The following is an 18200-nucleotide window of genomic DNA, read 5'->3' as shown; positions in this document are numbered from 1 at the left end:
CGGCCCGCCGCCTCCCACCGAAGCGCCTCCATCACACGGGCGGCGGGCATGCGCCCGGCCCACGCCGAGAGCCGCTCGGCCTGCCGCGCCGCCGAATCGGGCGCGACCAATATTCGCACAACTCCGGGGTATTCGGCAAGGGATTTCCGGAGGACCAGGCCGGCGGCGGCTTCGTGGGCGTAGAGAGGCAGGCCCCGGTATGCCGCCTCGTATCGCGCGCGGGCGGAGTCGGGCCGCGCCGTCATCGCATAGGCGTCGCCGAGGCGCAGGGCGAGGGCGGGCACGCGCCGCGCTACGGCCATCGTGTCGAGGCGGGCGGTCACGGCTTCCGGCGCGTTCCGGGCGAGCATGACCACGGCCCACACGTCGAGGGCGGGCAGGTAGTCCGGGCGGCGGGCGAGGGCGTCGTCGAGCTTCGCCAGCGCCCGCGTCGTGTCGCCGCCGGCGAGCGCCTTCACGCCTTCCCGGTACCGGCGGCGATAGACGGGCACGTAGTGCGGGCATCGCTTTTCGAAGAGCGACGGCACGGCGAAACGGGCCTCGGCCAGCGGAGCCGCCGCGCGCGACACCACCGGCAGCCGCGTCAGAAACGCCTGCCATTCCCCGGCGAGCGCCCGCGCCGTGCGGCCATAGACCGCCTCGAAGTCGGCGCGCGCATAGACCCGCTCGAAGCGCTCCGCGCCATAGGCTTCGAGGAGGTATCCGACGAACGAGCCCATGGTGGTGTACGAGACGGCGCTCCGGCCCGTCCAGAATCCGAGCGGCGAGAGACGCGGGGCGAGGTCGTCGGCGAGCGTGAGCGCCGAGAGGTCGCCGCCCGTGCGGTGGAGCGCCGCCGAGAGCACCTGTTCGTGCGGCGTGGGCAGACCGTCGGGCGGCTCCATCGCCACGGCAAACCCCTCCACGAGCCCCACCGAAAGCGACGCGCGGATCACCGGGAGGCCGAACGGACGGGAGAAGACGTGGGCCAGCTCGTGCGCGAAGACGGCGTCGAAGTCTTCGAGGAGGACGTGGGTCTGCGGGCGTCGGAGCCACACCGGCGCGACGTTCGTGCGCCGCGCACCGATGAGCCGCGCCTTCGTGTCGGCGTCGGGATAGAGGTAGCTCGCGACGCGCCCGCGAGGTTCGGCGCCGAGCCGTTCGGCCAGCCGCGCATACCGGTATTCGTGCTCCTCGGCCAGCGCCGCGAGGTCGTCGGCGTCGATCGAGCCGGGCGCATAATAGAGGTCGAAGTGCGCCGTGTGAAGCGCGCCGCCGAGCGCCCGCTGAAGGTAGCCCTCCGGCGTGTTGATCCCGAGCGGCCCCGGAAAGAGATAGCACAGCCCGATGAGCATCGCCGGCATCGCCGAAGCGCTGAGCGCCCGTCTCCCGCGCCCGTCGCGCCGCGTCCGCAGCCACCGCCCGGCGCCGAAGAGCAGCCCCGCCCACAGCATCGAGAGCCCGCGAAAGACGAACAGGCCGGGGCGGATCGCCAGTTCCTCGTCGTAGATCGGCCCGAGGACGCCGCCGAAGAGGTGATTATAGTGATAAAACTGCGGGTGCAGCCCGAGGTCGTAGAGCGGCGTGAGCACAAGGACCGCGAGGCCGACGAGCGTGAAGATCGCCTTTTTCCGCCGCCGGCGCGTCCCGGCGAGCGCATAGGCGAGCGCCACGGCCAGCACGACGCTGCCCCCGGCGAAGAGCACGAAGAACATCACCCCCTGCGCATAGCCGCAGTTCGGCGTCCACAGGAGCGTGACGGTGAGGAGCGCCCACGGAACCGCCAGCGCGGCGAGCTGCCCCCCGAGCACGCGCCCGAATGCGCCGCCCCGGTCGAACCGGCCGAGCGCCGCCCACCCGGCGGCAAAGAAGGCGACCCCCGCCACCACCGCCGCCGACTCGACGTGCAGAATGTTCAGCAGCGGGAACGGCCACAGCGCCACGCACAGCGCCGCATAAAGCCCCGGCGTCGACCGGAGCCGGCGCCATGCGAAGCGGGGGCGGGTTGCGGGCTGCGCCATAGACCGGGGTCAGATCAGAAGAAACGAGACGCCGACCGAAAGCACTTCCTTAAACTGTATCCGGTCGCTGATGTCATTGTCGAACAGCGCCACGAACTCGAAGTTTACGTGGAGCCACGCATTCACCTTCATGCTGACCAGGTTCTCCCACAGCATGTCCGGCGTCTCGGCCTTGTTGAACGTCGCAAAGAGCCCGAGCGTGGATTTGTACCGCACGTTTTCGAACACCTCGCGATCGATCTCCGTGACGGATTCGAGACCGAGTTCGAGGCGCACGGCGTCCGCCGGGTCGACGCCGTAGAGCGCCCGCAGCCGCTCGATGGCGACGATGGTCTCCTTGGCCGCCACGCCGAACCGGTGCGTGAACCAGGGGTTCGGATCATACGTCAGGCCGATCGATTGCTGAAGCGTCGCCGGGCTGAAGAGATCCGACACCTTGACCGGCGGCATTCGTTTCTCCCCGACCGGGTGGATCTCGAAAAGGGGATCCTTGTCGAAATTGAATCCTTCGGTGAACTGTGTCCGGATGGAAGCCGCGAGGGTCGGGTTGAAACGGCCGAAGAGACCGTCGCCCGTATACTGGAGGTTGGCCGCGAGCCGGATGATGTCTTCCGCTTTTCGAAAATCGAGCGTATCCTGTTTGACGACGCCGAGGGCCAGCCGCATCTCGTACTTCTGCTGCCACTGATCCGTGACGCGCTCCGCCGTGCCGTCAATGCCGGCGCTCACCGCCAGGGAATTGACGCCGCCGCCCTGCCAGTTCTGGAAGCCGACCTGCGTGGCGGCGAGGTTGCCGAGAACGTTCGTCTGCCAGGTTTTCGCCGAATCGGCGTCCTGCGCCCGGACGCGCGCCGGACGCGCGCCCATGAGCGCGACGGCAAAAATGAGCCAACGGAATCGTAACGTGATCATGTCATCCTCTGAGGCTGGGAGAAGGAAGCGCATCCCCGGAACCACGGCGAACCCCGTGCCGAAGCGGAGAAAAGCCCGTCCATGAAGCAAATTCGCCGCTTTGCCCCCTGTCCGGATCAATATCACACGAGGCATGGGCGATCTTCATACAAAAAGGCTGCGCCCGAGAGCACAGCCTTTTTGTATGAAGCCTTGAAAAGACGATCAGTCGTTTTTCTTCGACTGAATGTCGACACGGATGTCTTGCGCCATTTTCTTCAGTTCCTGCATGGCCTTGCGAACACGCGTGCCGGCAGCCTTGTTGCCTTTCTCGTAGAACTTCTCGAAGTCGGCTTCGAGTTCGGCAACGAAGTTGCGCAGTTGTTCGAATTTACTCATCTGTATGTCCTCCTGGGTTTGGGTGGCACGTGTCCTGTTTGATGGAAAAAAGCCTCCGGCTTCTCTGAAATCCGGACGAAACTTACTGCACCCCGAGGCGGGTGTCAAGCAAATTGCCGTGTTTTGGGGCTAAAATCGCAATATTTGTTGATTCTACGAAATCACACGGGTGCCCTGCGGCCCCCGCTCATCGATGAAGCCGATGGGGCTGGTCAGCCACGCGAGGCCGCCCGCCGCGACGACGCGCCGCACCGCTTCGGGCTCGGACGATGCGCCGGAAGTGGGCAGCTCCGCCGCCCGGATCGACGCCCGTATGGCGCCCGCATCAATCAGACCGGGCCGGTTGGTCGGCGTGAAGAACACGGTTCGCACCTCTTCTGTTTTCAGGGCTTTAGCGAAGGCGCAGGCCGCCTCGACCGTCGCAGCTTCGCGCGCCTCGCCGTCGGCCCCGCGCACGAGCGTGGAGACCACCGGGACGACCTGCCGGGCCGTGAGGTCGCGCACCCACGCCGCCCCACCGGCGACGACGCCGCCCGCATCCGAGGGGCGAAGCAAACGGCGGTCCGTGCCCTGAAACCCCACGGCGGCCACTCCGGCGTCGGTGAGCACGCCTACGATGCGGCGGGTCTCCTCCCGCATCACCCGCTCGAGGAGCGCCGGCGGCGGGGCCATGCCGGGCGCGCCGTAGACGAGCCCTTGCGCTTCGAACATGCGCGCGAGCCGCTCGCCGCTGCCGTGCAGGAGCAGGCAGCGCGGCAGGCGCGCCCCGGCCGAAGCGAGCGCGCGGGCCAACCCCTGCCAGAACAGCGGGTCGGCCTGATGCGCGCGGTCGATGTAAAGCAGATAGAGGGGTTCGGCCATGAGACAGGTTGGGGCGTAAAAATGCGCCCCTACAACGCCTCGCGCGGCTCCGGGTTCACCGGGCTTCGTCAGACGGGGTCCGGCATCGAAGCGGCGCCGCTGCCGAAGCCGCGCCGTCGCCGGTCCGCGCCGGCGCGCCGACCGGCGCCGTTGATGCGCGCCTCCATGGCGCGGCACACGCGCTCGAAGTGGTCGGCCGCCGCCTCCACCAGGCGCAGGAGTTCGCTTTGATCGTCCGTCCGGCTCTTTTCTTCGATCTTCCGGCACAGTTCGGCGAGGTGATCCGCGCCGCAGGTGCGGCTGCTCGACTTGAGCGCGTGCGCCGCCCGCGCCAGCCCTTCCATGTCGTCGGCGGCATAGGCGGTCCACAGCGCATCGATCAGATCGGGCGTTGCATCCAGGTAGGTCTGCAGCACTTCCCGCACGAACACCGGATCGTCGCCCGTTGCCTCCTCCAGGCGCGACAGATTCAGGCGTACTTCGTTCGTCGTGGCCGAAGCGTTCTCCTGCCCTTCCGGCTCCGGCGTCCCGGCCCATTCCGGCTTTCCGCCGACCTCGTCGCTCTTCCGGCATCGCGCCAACGCAGCTTCCAATTCGGGCACGCGCACCGGCTTGCTGATATAATCGTCCATGCCGACCTCGAGGCATACCTCCCGGTCCCTGTGCGTCGCGTTGGCGGTGATGGCGACGATGTACGGCCGGCGTTCGGGGCCATAATCTTCCCGGATGCGGCGGGTGGCTTCGAGGCCGTCCATCTCCGGCATCTGAACGTCCATGAGCACGACGTCATAGCGGCTCTGCCGGAGCGCCTCGAGCACCTCCAGGCCGTTAGCGACGGCGTCGGCCACGTACCCCATGCGCTCCAGGAACTGGCGAATCACTTTCTGATTGACCGCATTGTCTTCGGCGATGAGGATGCGCAGCGGCTGTCGTTTCGCCATCTCGGCGTCGAACGTGCCCGTTCGGGCCGCGAGGAGGGGATGGGCGCCGGGCTGAAGGGCCGTGAGCAGCGAATTGAGGAGACGGCGTTTCTTGATGGGTTTGGTGAGCCACGCCACGAGGTCGAGTTCCTCATCATAGGCGCGTTGCCCCATCGAGCTGAGGATGACGATCGGCAACGAAGCCGTCGGCGCACGCCGGCGCAGTTCGGTCGCCAGCATGACCCCATCCATGCCGGGCATCTGCATGTCGAGCAAAGCGGCGTCGAAGCGCTCGCCTTCATCGATGCGGGCGAGCGCCTCCCGCCCGGTAGCCACCGCCGTCGGCTTCATGTCCCAGCGACCCAGTTGCAGGGTGAGCATCCGGCGGTTGACCAGGTTGTCGTCCACGATCAGGATGCGTTTCCCGGCCAGCGCTTCGACGCCCGAGAACCGCCTGTCCACACGCGGAGCCGGCGGCAAGGCCTCGACCTCGATGTTGAAATGAAACGTGGACCCTACGCCTTCCTCACTCTCGACCCACATCGTCCCGCCCATCAGTTCCACCAGTCGTTTGCTGATGGCCAGTCCCAGCCCCGAGCCGCCGTACTTGCGCGTCGTGGAGGCATCGACCTGGCTGAAGGACTCGAAGAGGCGGTCGAGGCGGTCGGCGGGGATGCCGACGCCGGTGTCCCGCACGGCGACGTGGATGCGGCAGCGTGACGCTTCGGTCGGTTCGGCGTCGAGCAGGACGACGACCTCCCCACGGTCGGTAAACTTGACGGCGTTCGAGAGCAGGTTGATGAGCACCTGCCGCACCCGCGTCACGTCGCCTCGGACGGCGGCCGGCACGTTGTCCTCGATCAGGTGCGCCAGCTCCAGCCCTTTCTCGGCGGCTTTCGTCGCCACCAGCTCGAGCGCCTCTTCCACGACCTCGTGTAGCTCGAAGGCCTGCTCCTCCAGTTCGATCTTGCCCGCCTCGATCTTCGAGAAGTCCAGGATGTCGTTGATGATGGACAGCAGGGTGTCGCCGCTGTTGCGGATGACCTGCACGAATTCGAGCTGTTCGGGCGTCAGTTCGGTGTCGAGCAAGAGGCTGGTCATACCGATGACGCCGTTCATGGGCGTGCGGATCTCGTGGCTCATGTTCGCCAGGAAGTCGCTCTTGGCGCGGGCCGCCTCCAGCGCCGCCTCGCGCGCATCGACCAGGGCGCGTTCGAGCGTCTTCTGCCGCGTAATGTCCGCATCGATGATGACCAACTTCTCCACCCGCCCATGTTCATCCTGGATGGGGCTCAGCGTCGAAGAAACCCATATTTCGGTGCCGTCCTTTCTCCGAAGCTTCGATTCGAACACGCTGGAGGCCCCCTCTTTCACAGCCTTCCGCATGGCCGCTTCCAGTTCGGCGTTTCGATAGATGTCCGTGAGGGTCTCTCCCACCTCGCGGCGCAGCGTCTCCAGGGTATACCCCCCGATCCGCGCCATCGCCTCATTGATCCATTCGATGCGTCCCGAAGCGTCGGCGATGATGACAATGTTGTCCGTCTCGCGGGCGACGAGCGAGAGCAACTTCAGCTGTTCATTGACGGCCTCCACCTTCTCCTTCTCCTCTCGCAATTCCCGCGTGCGGACCGCCACCTTCGCTTCGAGGTGCTGCTGGTTCTGCCGCAGCTTGCGTTCACGGCCCTGCACGAAGACATAGCCGCTGCCCAGCACGAACAGCCCCGACAGGAGATAGAACCACGCCGTGCGCCAGAACGGCGGGGTGATGACGAAGCTGAAGCTCGTCGGCGTGCTGTTCCACACGCCGCTGCCGTTGGCGGCCCGCACGCGGAACGTGTACCGGCCCGGGGGCAGGTTGGCGTATGTGGCGGAGGTCTCGCGCGTGACCGGCGTCCAGGTCTCGTCCGCCCCGACGAGCTGATACTGATAGCTCACCTCGCGCGGCTGCGTCAGGTTGATGCCGACGTAGTCGAACGTGATGGAGTTCTTGTCGTAGGGCAGGCGCAGGTGGACCGGAAGCGCCGAACCGGGTTCGATGCCCTCGGCATACGGCGTCCAGTCCACCTTCCCGAAGAAGAGCCGGACCCGGGAGATGTGCGTCCGGGGTTCGTACGGGTTGACGAACTGCTGCCCCGGCGTGTATTGCGTGACGCCCTTGACGGTGCCGAACCAGAGGCGCTCCCGGCTGTCGCGAAGCACCGACCCGGAGTTGCACTCGCGCCCGGCGAACCCTTCGGCCACGCCATACTGCTCGATGGGCAGCTCGCCGGTGCGCTTGAAGCGCGGCACGTCGAGGCGGTTCAGCCCCAGGTTGGTGCACGCCCAGAGGTTGTCTCCGGCATCGAAGACCATGCTCATAATGTGGTCGTCGTTGAGCCCGTCTTCGACGGAGATGATCCGGAAATGCGGGCCGCCGGGCTGCCCGGGCGGGATAACGTGGGTGAGCCCTCCGCCGTAGGTGCCGACCCAGAGTTGCCCCTCGTCGTCTTCCGTGATGAAGCTCACCTCATCGTATCCGAGTCCGTCGGCGGTGGTATAGGTCGTAAAACGCCCGTCGGCGTACCGTGCCAGCCCCTTGCGCGTGCCGATCCAGAGCGCGCCGTCACGGGCCGCGTGAAGGGAATAGATCCGCTCGTCCGGAAGGCCGTCGCTCGTTGTGAAATGCTCCATGCGCTCGCCTTTGAAGCGGAACAAGCCGTCGCTCGCCGTCCCCACCCACAGCGCGCCGCTTCCGTCCGAAGTGAGCGACCACACGTCGCCCCACAGGCTATCCGGATAAAAGGTGGTGAAACGTTTGCCGTCGTACCGGCTGAGGCCCCGCGTAGTGCCGAACCAGAGGACGCCGTCCTCGTCTTCCATCGATGCGACGATGGTGTTGTCGACCAGTCCGTCGGCCGTGGTGAAAGTCGTGAAGGACTCTCCGTCATAGCGCGAGAGGCCGCCGCCGTCGGTGCCGAACCAGATCCTCCCCTGCCGATCCTCCACCATCGACCACACCCCTTTCGTGGCCAGGCCGTGCTCCTCGTTGAAGAGCAAGAACGGCGACCGGGAGAAGCGCGCGAGGCCGACGCCGTCAAGCCCGATCCACAGGTTGCCCTCCCGATCTTCGTGCAAGCCCCAGATGTTCTGCGGCAGCCCGCTGCTTTTGGAATAGTGCTCTATGTGCTCCCCGTCGATGCTGAACAGGCCCTGCCGGGTGCCGACCCATACCCGATCGGCCCGATCCACCACCAGCGACCGGACGGTCCGATCCGCGAGCGCCGGAGCCGAGAAGCGCGCAAAGCGTTGCCCGTCGTAGGTCAGCAGCCCGTCGCCGGCGCCGATCCACAGCCGTCCGCTCCGGTCCTCGGCCAGCTTCCGGACCACCGAGGAAGGCAGTCCGTCGGCTTCGGTGAAGCAATGGAGGTCGTCCCCTTCGGCGCGACACAGCCCCTCTCCGGTCCCTATCCAGACGGTCCCCTCCGACGTTTGCAAAAGCGCATAGACCGTTTCCGAGGCCAGCCCGTCCTTCGTCGTGAGCGAAGACGTCGTCCGGCCGTCATACCGCACGACGCCGTCATGCTCCGTGCCGAACCAGAGCGTGCCCGCTGCATCCGCCATCACGGCATAGATGCGTTGCGCCGGAATACCGAGATCCACCGTGGAAAAATGAACGCCGTCGTACCGGCTCACGCCCCTGCTCGTGGCAAACCAGAGCATGCCCGAGGGATCCTCCGCAATGCCCTGAACGACGCTCGAGGCCAGCCCGTCCCGCATGGAGAAATTAACGAACGTCCGACCGTCGAAGCGGCTCAGCCCGCCCCCGAACGTGCCGACCCACAGATAGCCGGAACGGCTCTGATAGATGCTGACCGGCTGCGACTGCGCCAGCCCGTCCTCGATGGTGTAGATGTCGAACTGATAGCGTTGGCCAAAGCTCGAACGGAACAGACCGCCCAGCAACAGAACCAACACCAGGATGCGGTGAAGTCTCATGGCGCCAACGCACTACCGGATCGATGGGTGAAACAACCGGTGCAGCTAATACGCCTTTTGCTCTTCGGGGAAAAAAAAGAAGGCCCTCCGGAAAAAATGACCTTCCCGACCTCCTCAAGCCCTCCTGTATTAGCATGTTATGCCCTTTGCAACAATCGGACCGCCCCGGAAGCCGCGCGCGCGGGCGACGATGCACAAGATATCCACATCGGTTGATATTGGGATCCTCCATGGTTGATTTTGGATGAGAGAGAAAGTCGCCGACCCGCCCCTCGTTCTCACACCCTTCAGCCGTCATCGATCCGTATGTGCGAGTTCAGTCATCTCCATTGCCACACCCAGTACTCGCTCCTCGACGGAGCCGCGCGCATCAAGACGTTGCTCGGCAAAGCCGCCGCCCTCGAGATGCCCGCCGTCGCCATCACCGACCACGGCAACCTCTTCGGCGTTCCCGAATTCTACACGACGGCGAAGAAGAACGGCATTCAGCCCATCATCGGGTGCGAGTTTTACGTGACGCCGCAGGGCATGGCCGACAAGTCCGACCGCACGCGCTATCATCAGGTGCTGCTCGCCAAAAACCTCGAGGGGTATCGCAACCTGATCCGGCTCTCGTCGCTCTCGTACACGGACGGCTATTATTACAAGCCCCGCATCGACAAGGAGACGTTGCGCCGCCACAGCGAAGGACTCATCGCCACGACGTGCTGCCTCCAGGGCGAGGTGCTCCAGACCATCCTCAAGCGGGGTGAGGACGCCGCCCGCGCCGTCTTCGAAACGTACCTCGACATCTTCGGCGACGACTATTACATCGAGCTTCAGGACCACGACATCGAGGATCAGAAGCGATGCAACGCCGTGCTCGTCCGGTGGGCGAAAGAATACGGCGTGAAGGTCGTCGCCACGAACGACGTGCACTACGTGGACGAGGAAGACGCCGCCGCGCAGGACGTGCTGCTGTGCCTGCAGACGGGCAAGGATTTTTACGACCCGAACCGGATGCGCTTCGACGGCACGCAGTTCTACCTGAAGAGCGCCGCCGAGATGGAGACCGCCCTGGGCGACCTCGAACGCGACGTCGTCACGCAGGCGCTCGCCAACACGCTCGAGATCGCCGGCAAGTGCAACCTTGAGCTTCCGATGGACGAGTTGCTCATGCCGCATTATCCCATCCCGGAGGCCTTCGGCAACGACATGGACGCCTACCTCCGGCACCTCGTCTTCGAACGGGCCCGCCGGCGCTACCCGGAGATGCCCGGACACGTCGTCGAACGACTCGAATACGAGCTCGCCGTCATCCGGAAGATGGGCTACGCCGGGTATTTCCTCATCGTGCAGGATTTCACCACGGCGGCGCGCGAGCTCGGCGTCTCGGTGGGGCCCGGCCGCGGCTCGGCCGCCGGGAGCGCCGTCGCCTACTGCCTCGGCATCACCAACATCGACCCGCTCAAGTACGACCTCCTCTTCGAACGCTTTCTCAACCCCGATCGCATCTCGATGCCGGACATCGACATCGACTTCGACGACCGGGGACGCGGCCGGGTGATCGACTACGTGGTGCAGAAATACGGGCGCGAGAGCGTCTGCCAGATCATCACCTTCGGCACGATGGGCCCGCGCTCGGTCATCCGCGACGTGGCCCGCGTGCTGAGCATCCCGCTCTCCGAGGCCGACCGCATCGCCAAGCTCATCCCGGAAGGGCCGAAGGTCACCCTCGAGACGGCGATGAAAGAGGCGCCCGAGTTCCGCCGCCTCCAGGATCACGCGGACCCGCAGATCCGCAAGCTCATCCACTACGCGAAGGTGCTCGAAGGCTCGGCCCGGCACACGGGCGTGCACGCCGCCGGCGTCATCATCGCCCCCGGCAAGGTGAGCGACTACGTCCCCATCTCCATCGCCCGCGGCAAGTCCGGCGCCGAAGACGTGGTCACCACGCAGTACGACGGCAAGTGGATCGAGAAGTTCGGGCTGCTGAAGATGGACTTCCTCGGCCTCAAGACGCTCACCGTCCTCAAAGACGCGCTCACGCTCATCCGGGACAACCACGGCGTCGAGATCGACCTCGACGCGATCCCGCTCGACGACGCGAAGACGTTCGAACTCTTTCAACGCGGCGACACGGTGGCCGTCTTTCAGTTCGAATCCTCCGGCATGCGCGAGTGGCTGCGCAAGCTCCGGCCCACGAGCGTGGACGACCTCATCGCGATGAACGCGCTTTACCGTCCCGGCCCGATGGACCTCATCCCGAACTACATCGCCCGGAAGCACGGACGCGAGCCGGTGGAGTACCCGCATCCCATGCTCGAAGAGATCCTCAAGCCGACGTACGGCATCCCGGTCTATCAGGAGCAGGTGATGCAGATGGCGCAGGTGATGGGCGGCTATACGCTCGGCGGCGCGGACCTGCTCAGACGCGCGATGGGGAAGAAAAAGCAGGCCGAGATGGACAAGCAGCGCGTCATCTTCGTCGAGGGCGCGAAGGAGCGGGGCGTCGCGGAACAGACGGCCCACGAAGTCTTCGACATGATGGCCAAGTTCGCGGGCTATGGTTTCAACAAGTGCGTGGCGGGCGAGACGGAGATCCTCGACGCCGCGACGGGCCGGCGCACCACGGTCGAAGACCTCTTTCGCACACGGGCGTCCTTCACCATCCATGCTCTCGGCGAGGACGCCCGGCTGCATCCCCGCCGGGTGACGGATGTCGTCTGGAACGGCCGCCGCCCCGTCTTCGAGCTGCGCACGGCCCTCGGCAAGCGCATCGTCGCCACCGGCAACCACCCTTTCCGCACGCTCAACGGCTGGACCCACCTGGCCGACCTGAAGCCCGGCGACCGGATCGCCGCGCCGCGGCGGCTGCCCGTCGCCACCCGTGCCTCGTGGCCCCGGCACACCCTCATCACGCTGGCGCACCTCCTGGCCGAAGGCAATACGTGCCACCCCACCTGCCTCTACTTCTACAGCAACGACCGGGAACAGGTGGAGGACTTCGCCCGCCACGTCGAGCATTTCCCGGACACGGTCGCCCGCCTCGACCGGCGTGCCAACGGCCGCTTCGAGGTATGCGTCAGCACCGGACGGGACACCCGCTTCTGCGCCGGTCAGATTCCGTGGAACAAAAGAGGGGTGAAGGTTCGCCCGAAGGCGCCCGCCCGATCCGGCGCTTTCCGTTGGGCCGAACGGCTCGGCATCACGGGCAAGAAAGCGACGGAGAAAAGCATCCCCGCCGAGGTGTTCACCCTGTGCGACGACGACGTCGCCCTGTTCCTCGGACGGCTGTGGTCCGGCGACGGCTTCGTCGCCGGAGAAGGTCGGTTCACGCCCTATTACGCCACCTCGTCGGAACGACTGGCCCGCGACGTGCAAACCCTCCTGCTCCGCCTCGGGATCGTGAGCACGCTCCACCGCAAGACGTTCCGCTATCGGGGCACGACGCGGACGGGCTGGACGGTGCATCCGGTGGGGGAAGGCGTGCTGCCGGCCTTCCTCGAACGCATCGCCCCTCACCTCGTCGGTCGCGACGAACAGGTGGCCCGCCTCCGCCGCCACATCGCTTCCACCGCACGGGGACAGACGAGCAAAGACACCATCCCGGCTGCCGTCCGTGCCTGGGTGGATGCCGAGCGCCGGGCCGCCGGGCTAACCTGGCGCGCGCTGGAAGCCCGTTCCGGCGTCGCGATGAAAGCGTTCCAGGGACGCGGGTCGAAAGGGAAAAAAGGGTTCCGTCGCTCGACGCTCGCCCACCTGGCCGCCTTCTTTGGCTCGGTGCGCCTGCACGCCATCGCCCATGCGGACGTCTTCTGGGACACCATCAAAAGCATCACGCCGCTGGGGGTGCAGGACACGTATGACCTCACCGTCGAAGAAGATCACAACTTCGTGGCCGACGGGCTGATCGTCCACAACAGCCATAGCGCCGCCTACTCCATCGTCGCGTATCAGACGGCCTACCTGAAGGCCCACTATCCGCCGGAGTTCATGGCCGCGGCGATGACGAACGAGATGGGCGACACGAAGAAGCTCGCCGTCGTGCTCGAAGAGGCCCGTCACCTCGGCATCGCCATGCTTCCGCCGTCGATCAACCACAGCCAGGCGCCCTTCACCGTCGAAGGCGGCAAGATCCGCTTCGGCCTCGGCGCGATCAAGGGCGTAGGCCTCGGGGCCATCGAGGCGATCCTCAAGGCGCGCGACAGGCACGGGCCGTTCACCACGCTCTTCGGCTTCACGAAACGCCTCGACCTGCGCGCCGTCAACAAGAAAGCCGTCGAGAGTCTCGCCCGGGCCGGCGCGCTCGACGACCTCGAAGGGCGCCGCGCCCAGCTCGTCGAGGCGGTCGATGCCGCGATGCAGTACGCGCAGAAGGTGCAGGCGGACCTCGCCGCCGGGCAGAACTCGCTCTTCGGCGGCTCGGCCACGGGCGGCATGGCCATGGAGCCGAACCTGCCCGTCGCCGAGCCGTGGCCGCGCGCAAAGATCCTCAAGGAGGAGCGAGAGGTCATCGGCTTCTACGTCTCCGGCCATCCGCTCGAAGCGTACGCGGCCGAGGCCCGCGCCTTCGCCTCCGCCCGGATCGGGCGCATCGACGACCTTGGCCTCGACGACGCCGACGAGCACGGCTCCAACGGGCGCAACGGCTATTCCGGGCGCGACGCCCGGCCCCGGCACAGCTTCTGCGGCATCATCACCGACGTGCAGCATCGCACCACCAAAGCCGGCAAGCCCTTCGCCTTCGCCACCTTCGAAGATTTCACCGGACAGGCCGAACTGGTCTGCTTCTCCCGGCAATACGACCTCTTTCAGCAGTACCTCAAGGTGGACGAGGTGGTGCTCGTGCGCGGTCAGGTGGAACTGCGGGGCGGCAGCGTGAAGATCCTCGTCAACGAGATCACGCCGATGTGGAAGGTGCGCGAACAACTCGTCAAGGCCATCGTGCTCCGCGTGAACGTGGACCACGCGGAGGTCGCGCAGATCGAGCAGCTCCGCGACCTCTGCGACGCCAACCGGGGCGGCTGCAAGCTTTACTTCGAGATCGAAGCCGACGACCTGCCGCACCCCCGACGCATCCACAGCCGCACCTTCGTGGTCGAACCCACGCCCGAACTGATGCACGGCATGTCCCGGCTCTTCGGCCCGGAGAACGTGATGCTCGAAGGCGAAGCGTGAGGCCGCGGGAACGGGACGACGCCTTCGAGGCGGTGCTCGCCCGTTCGTTCACGACCCTCCCGGCTCCGGCATCCTCCGATGGACCAACGCCTTAAGCCTCCGGTGCAGCGTCGGATGGTTTTTTCGGGGAACGGCAGCCGACCCCTTCAGCTTGCGCCGGACCGGTGCGAACGGGCAAGCATGGGGCAGAAGCCGCCTCAGGCCATCCGGGCCGCCGGCGCATAGTTTCGGCGGCTCCGGCTGAGGCGGTCCCGATGGAGCACTTCCTTGGCGAGTTGCCAGTAGGCATGCGCCGCGCGGGAGTCGAGCGCATGTTCGAAGATCGAGCGCCCCTGTCCCGGCGCTTCGGCCAGGCGCACGCTCACCGGGATCTCCGTCCGAAAGACGCGGTCGCCGAAGCGCTCGCGCACGAGGGCCACCACCTCGCGCGTCACCCTGCGCCGGGGATCGACCATCGTCAGCACGAGGCCCCACAGTTCCGCCATCGGCATGCGGGGATCGCGCACGCGGTCGAGGGTCTGCATGAGGTTGACGAGCCCTTCGACGCCGAGGAAGTGAGGGGTCACCGGGACGATGAAGCGGTCTGCGGCGACGAGGGCATTGTGGGAGATGAGCGAGAACGAGGGCGGGCAGTCGAAGAGGATGAGGTCGTAGAGGGGGGTCACCGTTTCGAGGGCCCAGCGGAGACGCATCTGCGGCATGCGGCGATAGGCGAGCATCTGCTGGGCCTCGGCCATGTCGAGGCTGCCGGCCACCATGTCGAGCCCGTCGATCTCGGTGGGCTGCAGGATGCGATGGAGGGAGGCATCCTGATAGAGCACGTGCGCGAGCGTCGAGCCGCCGTCACGCGGGGACAGGCCCAGCGAGAGCGTGGCCGAGCACTGGCTGTCGAGGTCGATGAGCAGCACCTTTCGCTTGACGGCGAGCGCCGCCGCCAGGCTCACCGCCGTCGTCGTCTTGCCCACGCCGCCCTTGTTGTTGATGATCGCCGTCACCACCGCGGGACGCCCGGACCCGTGCGGCTCAGGCGCATCCTTCAGCGCATTGAATATTTCATGCTTCTTCCACATCCGACCTCGACCGGCTCCCGGCGTGAAGCGCGCTTCGGCGCACCGGATCTCATTCCCTGAAAATTACGGCGCATCACCCCGAGCGGGACCGTTCGATCCCGGAGCGCCCCGGCGTCGATTTCCATGATCCGATCATCGACCCGGTCTGTAACGCCGGAAGAGCCTTTTCGTGCCGCGCGGCGCCGGGGGCGTGCGCGCGGATCGGGGCGCTTTTGCTCCACCTCCTCATCCCGTGTCGTATCTTCGGGGGTTCTGAACCAAGAGGGGCTTCTCGCGCCCGGTGTTTTTATGGAGACTACGTTCTGGGAGGGGATCACCTCCATCGGGATTCCGGTGGCTTACGCGCTCGGCTTCGTCAGCGCCTTCGACGCCGTCATGCACACGCGCACGGCGCAGGGGGCGACGGCCTGGGCCATCGCCCTCGTGCTGATGCCTTTCCTGGCCCTGCCCCTCTACTGGATCTTCGGGCGCAGCCACTTCGAGGACTACCTCGAGGCCCTGCGCGGCTTCGACGCCGAGGTGGAGCGGCAACTCATCGGGGCCGCTCCCCCGCGCAGGCTCCTCGCCCCGACCTCCGACGACGAGCCGCCCCCCGATTCCCGCACCCGGGGGGAACTGCTCGCGTTTCAGAACCTCTCCACCCATCCCTTCACCCGGGGCAACGGCGCGCGCCTCCTCATCGACGGGGCCGCCACCTTCGAGGCCATCTTCGAGGGGATCGATGCCGCCGAAGACTATGTCCTCGCCCAGTTCTACATCATCCGCGACGACGCGATCGGGCGGGCGTTCCAGCAGCGACTGACCGAAGCCGCCCGGCGCGGGGTGCGCGTCTTCCTCCTCTACGACGAGGTGGGCAGCCACAGCCTGCCGCGCCGGTACGTGCGCCGGCTCAGGCAGGCGGGCGTCGAGGTGTCGAGCTTCAGCGGGCGACGAAACTGGCTCGGGCGCTTCCGACTCAACTTCCGCAACCACCGGAAGATCGTGGTCGTGGACGGGGTGAGGGCCTACGCGGGCGGCCTCAACGTGGGGGACGAGTACCTCGGCCGAGACCCCGGACTCAGCCCCTGGCGCGACACGCACCTGGCCGTCACCGGGCCGGCGGTCCAGGGCTTTCAACGCGCCTTCATCCGGGACTGGTATTACGGTCGCCGGGAGACGCCGGAACTCCGGTGGACGCCCGTCTTCGACGAGGAGGACCGCCGCGCGCTCGTGCTCGCCTCGGGTCCGGCGGACGAACTGGAGACGTGCGGGCTGCTGTTCATGCACGCCATCGAAAGCGCCGAGCAGCGCGTGTGGGTCGCCACGCCGTACTTCGTGCCGGACGGGCGCGTGCTCGGCGCGCTCCAGCTGGCGGCCCTGCGCGGCGTAGACGTGCGCGTGCTCATGCCGCGCCGAAGCGACAACCCCCTGTTCAAATACGTGCCCTATGCCTATCTGCCCGAAGTCGGAGAAGCCGGCGTCAAGGTCTACCTCTACGAGGAAGGCTTCATGCACCAGAAGGTGCTCCTCGTCGATGACGACTACGGCGCCGTGAGCACCGCCAACCTCGACAACCGCTCCTTCCGCCTCAACTTCGAAGTGACCTGCCTGGTCAACGACGCCGGGTTCTGCCGCGAGGTGGCCGAGATGCTCGAAGCCGACTTTGCCCGCTCGAGCCGCGTCTCCCATCACGACCTGGCGCACCGATCCTTCGCGTTCCGCTTCGCCGTGCAGACCACCCGCCTGCTCGCGCCTGTGCTTTAGCGGGCTGCCCCCGGCCACGGACCGCCCGGCCACACGCGGACTACTTGTACGCGACCGCCGCGCTCGTCGGGCCGGCGAGCGGGATCACCTCGAAGCGGCTGAAGCCGGCCTCCGAACCCCACGCCCGGAAGTCCGCCCCCGTATAATCGAAACCGTCGCCGAGCTCGATGAGCATGTTGAGCGACATCAGCAAGCCGAAGGCGTTCTCCCGGCGCGCGTCGTCGATCAGGTTCTCGATGGCGATCAAGGCCCCGCCCTCGGGAAGCGCCTCATACGCCTTCCGGATGAGCACTTTCTTCTTCTCGAGGTTCCAGTCGTGCAGGACGTTGCCCATCGTGATGACGTCCGCCGGAGGCAGGTCGTCCACGAAGAAGTCGCCCGAGACGACCGTGATGCGATCCGTCATGCCTGCCGCGCCGATGTGTTTTTGCGCGTGCGAGGCCACCGGCGGCAGGTCGAACGTGGTGAAGGTCAGGTGCTCGTGATGCGTCCCCACGATGCGCGAGAGCAGCCCCAGCGCCCCGCCGACGTCGCTCACCGTCCGGTACCGGGAAAAGTCGAACTTCTGCGCCAGCTGGTGAAAGTTCGCCGCCTGAATGCCGGACATGGCCTCCAGAAACTGGCCGAGCCGGGCTTCGCTGGCGTACAACTCCTCGAACAGGGGCTTGCCGTGGATCCGGACCTCATTCTGAGGCGCGCCCGTCTTCAGCGCCGTGCCCAGATGGTTCCAGAACCCGAACAGACGCGCATTGAGCATCTCCGGCATCCCCCCGATGTACGACGGGCCGGCCTTGTCCAGAAAGGCGGCCGTCTCCGGCGTGTTCCGGTACCGTCCCTCCGGCCCGTCACCCTCCCGGTCGAGGAATTTCAGGGCCACGAGGGCGTCGAAGAAGTCGTACGTCCCGCGCGGATGCAAACCCAGCGTGTCGCCGAGTTCCGGGGCCGTCATCGCGCCGTCTCCGAGGGTGGTGAACAGATCCAGCTCCACCGCGGTGAGCAGCACTTTGGACGCCCAGAAGGCGGTGGCGGTTTGCATGATGTGGCCGGGATCGAGGGGAGTATTCATCGTCTCTCTGTGGGAAGTGCGCCGTTCCGACGCGGGTTGGGCCATGGGCTGAAGACCAACGGCGTGCCGGAGGCCCTCCTTCTTTCAAACGACAAACGCTCCGGGATCGGATCAG

9 protein-coding genes are annotated in these 18200 nt (G+C 66.5%); 2 read left to right on the top strand and 7 right to left on the bottom strand.

The window, feature by feature from the left end; all coding sequences use genetic code 11:
• The 5 genes from AC1HIY_RS00955 to AC1HIY_RS00935 all read right to left on the bottom strand — a co-directional run.
• A partial coding sequence (locus AC1HIY_RS00955; protein WP_479574827.1) for a tetratricopeptide repeat protein occupies nt 1-2000 on the bottom strand: 2000 nt, incomplete at its 3' end.
• Between the two features lie 9 nt (nt 2001-2009).
• A complete protein-coding gene (locus AC1HIY_RS00950; RefSeq protein ID WP_479574826.1) occupies nt 2010-2912 on the bottom strand; it encodes a DUF3078 domain-containing protein in 903 nt (300 codons plus the stop codon).
• 204 nt (nt 2913-3116) lie between these two features.
• Nucleotides 3117-3290: a histone H1 gene (locus tag AC1HIY_RS00945; protein WP_456425623.1), complete on the bottom strand. Its 174-nt coding sequence runs from the start codon at nt 3288-3290 to the stop codon at nt 3117-3119.
• A gap of 153 nt (nt 3291-3443) precedes the next feature.
• Nucleotides 3444-4151 (bottom strand): hypothetical protein, encoded by a 708-nt coding sequence (locus AC1HIY_RS00940; RefSeq protein ID WP_479574825.1) that lies wholly within the window; start codon nt 4149-4151, stop codon nt 3444-3446.
• Nucleotides 4152-4219: 68 nt separating this feature from the next.
• Nucleotides 4220-9046: a hybrid sensor histidine kinase/response regulator gene (locus AC1HIY_RS00935; protein WP_479574824.1), complete on the bottom strand. Its 4827-nt coding sequence runs from the start codon at nt 9044-9046 to the stop codon at nt 4220-4222.
• A gap of 306 nt (nt 9047-9352) precedes the next feature.
• Between AC1HIY_RS00935 and dnaE the strand changes: the two genes are divergently transcribed.
• Complete coding sequence (gene dnaE, locus AC1HIY_RS00930) at nt 9353-14206, top strand: DNA polymerase III subunit alpha (protein WP_479574823.1); 4854 nt, start codon at nt 9353-9355, stop codon at nt 14204-14206.
• Between the two features lie 197 nt (nt 14207-14403).
• On the opposite strand, the gene AC1HIY_RS00925 is transcribed toward dnaE, so the two are convergent.
• Nucleotides 14404-15276: a ParA family protein gene (locus AC1HIY_RS00925; RefSeq protein ID WP_479574822.1), complete on the bottom strand. Its 873-nt coding sequence runs from the start codon at nt 15274-15276 to the stop codon at nt 14404-14406.
• A 288-nt stretch (nt 15277-15564) separates the two neighbouring features.
• On the opposite strand from AC1HIY_RS00925, the gene cls reads away from it, so the two are divergent.
• Nucleotides 15565-17019: a cardiolipin synthase gene (gene cls, locus AC1HIY_RS00920; RefSeq protein ID WP_479574821.1), complete on the top strand. Its 1455-nt coding sequence runs from the start codon at nt 15565-15567 to the stop codon at nt 17017-17019.
• Nucleotides 17020-17059: 40 nt separating this feature from the next.
• Here the strand turns inward: cls and AC1HIY_RS00915 are convergent, their stop codons facing one another.
• Nucleotides 17060-18085, bottom strand: a complete 1026-nt coding sequence (locus AC1HIY_RS00915; RefSeq protein WP_479574820.1) for a methyltransferase — start codon at nt 18083-18085, stop codon at nt 17060-17062.
• Nucleotides 18086-18200: the final 115 nt, after the last annotated feature.

The sequence above is a fragment of the Rhodocaloribacter sp. genome (assembly GCF_056451265.1).
Note: the sequence above shows the minus strand (reverse complement) of the source record. Positions and strands in the feature narration are given on the sequence as shown.

Bases quoted from the DNA above. Each gene is read 5' to 3' on its own strand.
- AC1HIY_RS00950 (WP_479574826.1), bottom strand. From the start codon at position 2,912: ATGATCACGTTACGATTCCGTTGGCTCATTTTTGCCGTCGCGCTCATG.
- AC1HIY_RS00945 (WP_456425623.1), bottom strand. From the start codon at position 3,290: ATGAGTAAATTCGAACAACTGCGCAACTTCGTTGCCGAACTCGAAGCC.
- AC1HIY_RS00940 (WP_479574825.1), bottom strand. From the start codon at position 4,151: ATGGCCGAACCCCTCTATCTGCTTTACATCGACCGCGCGCATCAGGCC.
- AC1HIY_RS00935 (WP_479574824.1), bottom strand. From the start codon at position 9,046: ATGAGACTTCACCGCATCCTGGTGTTGGTTCTGTTGCTGGGCGGTCTG.
- dnaE (WP_479574823.1), top strand. From the start codon at position 9,353: ATGTGCGAGTTCAGTCATCTCCATTGCCACACCCAGTACTCGCTCCTC.
- AC1HIY_RS00925 (WP_479574822.1), bottom strand. From the start codon at position 15,276: ATGTGGAAGAAGCATGAAATATTCAATGCGCTGAAGGATGCGCCTGAG.
- cls (WP_479574821.1), top strand. From the start codon at position 15,565: ATGGAGACTACGTTCTGGGAGGGGATCACCTCCATCGGGATTCCGGTG.
- AC1HIY_RS00915 (WP_479574820.1), bottom strand. From the start codon at position 18,085: ATGAATACTCCCCTCGATCCCGGCCACATCATGCAAACCGCCACCGCC.